The sequence below is a fragment of the Aestuariivirga sp. genome, assembly GCF_046093005.1.
Lineage (GTDB): Bacteria > Pseudomonadota > Alphaproteobacteria > Rhizobiales > Aestuariivirgaceae > Aestuariivirga.
The window spans coordinates 1-4,724 of record NZ_JBJTER010000180.1 but is presented as its reverse complement, the minus strand read 5'-3'; the positions used below and the strand labels follow the sequence as shown (position 1 = coordinate 4,724).

At 65.9% G+C, this 4,724-nt stretch carries 4 protein-coding genes and 1 pseudogene; all 5 read left to right on the top strand.

The features are described 5' to 3' along the window. A pseudogene (locus ACKOED_RS15275) lies at positions 1-234 on the top strand (UDP-N-acetylenolpyruvoylglucosamine reductase); the annotation flags it as partial. Beyond that, a complete protein-coding gene (locus ACKOED_RS15270) occupies positions 231-1,169 on the top strand; it encodes a D-alanine--D-alanine ligase (protein ID WP_408917481.1) in 939 nt (312 codons plus the stop codon). The pseudogene ACKOED_RS15275 and the gene ACKOED_RS15270, both read left to right, overlap by 4 nt. Continuing rightward, positions 1,166-2,026: a cell division protein FtsQ/DivIB gene (locus ACKOED_RS15265; RefSeq protein WP_408917480.1), complete on the top strand. Its 861-nt coding sequence runs from the start codon at positions 1,166-1,168 to the stop codon at positions 2,024-2,026. Before ACKOED_RS15270 ends, ACKOED_RS15265 begins: the two co-directional genes overlap by 4 nt. Before the next feature lie 41 nt (positions 2,027-2,067). Further along, the gene (gene ftsA, locus ACKOED_RS15260; RefSeq protein ID WP_408917479.1) at positions 2,068-3,393 is read left to right on the top strand and encodes a cell division protein FtsA; all 1,326 of its coding nucleotides are present in this window, start codon (positions 2,068-2,070) and stop codon (positions 3,391-3,393) included. A 144-nt stretch (positions 3,394-3,537) separates the two neighbouring features. Next, positions 3,538-4,716: a pectin acetylesterase-family hydrolase gene (locus tag ACKOED_RS15255; protein ID WP_408917478.1), complete on the top strand. Its 1,179-nt coding sequence runs from the start codon at positions 3,538-3,540 to the stop codon at positions 4,714-4,716. The last annotated feature ends 8 nt before the right edge of the window (positions 4,717-4,724 follow it).

The window sequence follows — 4,724 nt, the reverse complement described above, 5'->3', positions numbered from 1 at the left end:
CCGCCGGGCCAGAAATCATGGCAGCTCATCGACCAGGCCGGCATGCGCGGCTTCGCCATCGGGCCTGCAAGAGTGTCCGAGCTGCATTGCAACTTTCTCATCAACGAGGGCGGCGCCACCGCCGCGCAGATCGAGGCGCTGGGCGAAACCGTGCGCGCCCGCGTCAAGGCCAGTTCGGGCGTTGACCTCGACTGGGAGATCAAGCGCATCGGCCTGCCCCGGGACGCCGCATGACTCGCAGTCCCGCCAACACCGCGGTTGCCGTGCTGATGGGCGGCTGGTCGGCTGAGCGCGAGGTGAGCCTGTCATCAGGCACGGCCTGCGCCGGCGCCCTGAAGCGCGCCGGTTTCCGGGTGACGCCGGTCGACGTGCAGCGCGACACCGTCGTGGCCTTGTTGCAGCAGCTGAAGCCAGACGTGGCCTTCAATGCGCTGCACGGCAAATGGGGTGAGGATGGCTGCTGCGCCGCGATCCTGGAAACGCTTGGCATTCCCTATACGCATTCCGGCGTGCTGGCCTCCTCGCTCGCCATGCACAAGGAGAAGTCCAAGGCAATCTTCCGCGCCGCGGGGCTTCCTGTCGCCGAAAGCCTGCTGGTGCCGCTCGAGGACGTGGCCGAGCGCCACCCGATGGCGCTCCCTTATGTGGTGAAGCCGGTGGCCGAGGGCTCGAGCGTGGGCGTTCATATCGTGCTCGAAAACGCCAACGGCCCGGTGCGCGCCGTGCTGGATGAGCGCGCCATTTTCGGCAGCCACGCCATGGTCGAGCGTTTTGTGCCGGGCAAGGAACTCACCTGCGCGGTGGTCGGCGACCGGCCGCTGGGCGTCATCGACATCGTGTCGAAAAGCTCGAGCTGGTATGACTACAAGGCCAAATATGCGCCCGGCGGGTCACAGCATATCCTGCCAGCGCAGATCCCCGCCAGTGTCTACCGGCGCTGCCAGGACTATGCGCTGGTGGCGCATCAGGCGCTGGGCTGCCGCGGGGTATCACGCGCCGATTTCCGCTACGACGACCGGCCGGGGCATGAGGAGCTGATCCTGCTCGAGGTCAACACCCAGCCCGGCATGACCGGCACTTCGCTGGTGCCCGAACTCGCCGCCCATGCCGGCTGGAGCTACGAGGATCTGGTGACCTGGATGGTCAATGACGCATCGGTGGACAGATGAGCAGCGACGACCCTGACATGCCGCGGCGGCGGCGCCGCCAATCCTGGCTCGACAACGGGCAATCGCTGCGGCTGCGCTTTGCCACGCGCGCCTCGGCGGTTCTCTTCCTCGGCGCGGTGGTGGCGGCCGGGCTGATCAAGGGCGGCTATCTCGATTACGAAGGAAGCCCCTGGCTGCTGCTTCCCGGCCGCGCCGCGGGGATCGCCGGCATGGCCGCCGAAGACATCACCATCACCGGGCTTGAGCATCACCAGCCGGAAACCCTGCTGGCCGCCATCGGCGTGTCGCCCGGCGGTTCGCTGATCGGCTTCGACGCCATCCAGGCCCGCAACATTCTGGAGAATCTCGATTGGGTGGAGCGCGCCAAGGTGCAGCGCGTGTTCCCCAACCAGCTGGCGATCGAGGTGAAGGAGCGCGAGCCTTTCGCCGTCTGGCAGCGCGGCCAATCCTATTACGTGATCGATGCTTCCGGCGCGGCGATGAGCGGACTGGCCGCGGGCGGCCTCGCCAGCCTGCCGCTGGTCACCGGCGAGGGCGCCAATACGGCGGCGGCGGAACTCATTAACCAAGTTTCAGCCTATCCGGACATAATGTTGCAGATGAAGGCGGCGGCTCGCGTCGGGCAGCGGCGCTGGACCCTCTATCTCGATAGCGGGATCACCGTGCAGCTGCCGGAAAAGGAATGGCGTGAGGCCATCGCGCTCGCTGACGAGCTGAACAAGACACAGCGCATCCTGTCGCGCGGCATCCGCTCGCTGGATCTGCGGGTGCCGGGGCGGGTGAACGTCGAGGTGGCCGAGGCCGCGGACCCGGATGCGGAGACCGCGGAGAAGAAGAAGGTTGCGGGCGGCAACTGACGCCCGGGTTTGGTTGCGTGGGTTTTGAGGGGTAGGCGTCGATGACGGTGGTGCAGTTTCAGGGCAAGCCCGCGGGCAAGGGCGGTGGCTTGGCGAAGGGCGGGCTGGTGGCGGCGCTCGATATCGGGTCCACCAAGATCAGCTGTCTGATTGCCGAGGCAGTGCCGGCCCGCCATCGCATTCCTGACAGCGACGAGCGCCACAGCCTCAAGGTTCTGGGTGTCGGCCATCAGCTGTCGCGCGGCGTGAGAAGCGGCGCCATCGTAAACATCGACGAGGCGGAACGCGCCATCAGGCTCGCCGTTGACGCGGCCGAGCGCATGGCCCAGCGCAGCATCAGCGACATCTACGTGAATGTATCGGGAGGCCGGCCGCAATCCCGCCTTCACGCTGGCAGCGTTGCCACCCAGGCTGGACAGGTGACGGGCAGGGACATGGAACGTGCGCTGGAAGCGGCGCTTGAATCCGTCGATCCGGGCCGCCGCGCCATCCTGCATCTGTCGCCCCTGCAGTACCAGCTGGATGACGCGCGCGGCATTGCCGATCCTCTGGGCCTGTTCGGCGAGCAGCTGAGCCTCGATCTCGGCGTCGTCACCGTCGAGTCGTCGCATCTGAAGAACCTCACCATGGCGGTGGAGCGGGCGCATCTGAGCATCGCGGGCTTCGTCATCGCGCCCTATGCGGCCTCCCGCAGCGTATTGGCCGAGGATGAGCGCACGCTTGGCGTCACGCTGGTCGACATGGGCGGCGCCGTCACCAGTTTCGCGGTATTTCATGACGGCCGCCTCGTGCACGCCGATGTGGTGCCGCTGGGAGGCCAGCACATCACCAATGACATCGCGAGGGGCCTTTGCACCTCGATCGCCCATGCCGAGCGCATGAAGACGCTGTGGGGCTCGGCGCTCGCCAGCACGGTGGATGAGCGCGAGATGATTTCGGTGCCGCTCCTGGGCGAGCGCGGGGTCGACACCGTGCAGCAGGTGCCCAAATCCATGCTCACCGGCATCATCCGGCCGCGGCTTGAGGAAATCTTCGAACTCTTGCGCCACAAGCTGGAGACCTCGGGCACGGCGCATCTCGCGGGCCGCCGCCTGGTCAGTACCGGCGGCGCCAGCCAGCTCACCGGCGTGCGCGATGTGGCAGGCCAGTGGCTGGACCGCCAGGTGCGCATGGGGGCGCCCGCCCATGTCAGCGGCATGCCGGAGAGTGCCCACTCACCGGGCTTCGCGGTGTGCGCGGGGCTCTTGAACTACGCGCTGGCCCCCGACCGGCATTACGATCTGCCCAAGGCCAAGGCCGAGGAAGTGCGCCGCGCCCAGGCCGGCTATGTCCGCCGCATGGGAAGGTGGATCGCGGATAGTTTTTGAGGGCTGGTCACAGTCTCTATCCCGTCCGGAACTCCTGCGCTGGCGCGGGCAGCATCGCATTCAAATTTAAGTTGAAAAATGCTGCAATCGGGCGCACAACCGCGCCGTTTTCGCGGACAAAACATCAGAACTGGAGGACCGGAAATGCAGTTCCTGAGATATGGGATGATGGCGGCGGCATTCCTGGCGATGCCAAGTTTCGCAGTGGCTCAGGAAAGCACATCCGCATCCCCCGATGAAGCCAACGGCTGGGTGAAGATCGTACCGGAACCAGTCACCATCGATGGCAGGCTCTTCACCCCCACCTGTTCGGCCGCGCCGGGCACCTCCACCTCCACCTTCTCTTATTTCTACCGCAAGGGCGCCGGCGATGGCCTTGCAGTGTTCTTCAATGGCGGCGGCGCCTGCTGGAATGACTTCACCTGCTCCAAGCCGCGCCTTGCTGGCGACAAGGCGTCGTTCTCAGGCAAGGATGATGAGGATGCCTCCGGCGTCTACAAGTCCGAGCTGCTGCCCGGCGACGGCCCGGCGAAGATGACTGGCCTTCTCGACCGCGACAACCCCCAGAATCCGGTTCATGACTGGAGCATGATTTTCGTTCCCTATTGCACGGGTGATGTGCATTCAGGCTCCAACACGGCGCAGTACAAGTTCCCCGACACGGGCAAACCCTTCACGATCGAGCATCGCGGCTGGGACAATATGCAGGTGATCATGCACTGGATGCAGAGCAACGTGCCGCAGCCCAAGCATCTGCTGGTGGCGGGATCGAGCGCCGGCGCCTATGGCGCAGCCACGCATTTCACATCGCTGCGGGAGATGTATCCGGACTCGCGCGCCGTGTTCCTCGGCGACAGCGGCCAGGGCGTGACCGCGCCCGGCTTCGAGGAAGCCCGCAACAAGAACTGGAATTACCAGCTGCCCACGGCCGTCTTTGGCCCTGGCGCGCGGAATACGCCGGACACCGAAGTGGTCGCCAAGCTCGCGGCCTATTTCCCGAAGGACCGGTTCGCGCAGTTCACCTCCATTCATGACGCGACGCAAACCGCCTTCTACGAGCAGATGACCAAGTCGCCGGATTGCAACGCCTGGACGAACAAGATGTCGAGCGAGCTGGCCGCCCGCCAGGCCTCGCCCAATTTCCGCTCCTATGTGGCGGAGGGCAAGACGCACACCATCCTGCGCGCCCCGCTGTTCTTCTCCGAACAGTCGGGCGGCATGGCCTTCACCGCATGGCTGGCGGCGCTGCTGAATGATGGCGAACTGCCGGGCAAGGCGCTTTGTCCAACGTGCCAGGCGCCGCAGACGCTGTGCCCGCAGTAGGGTAGGCC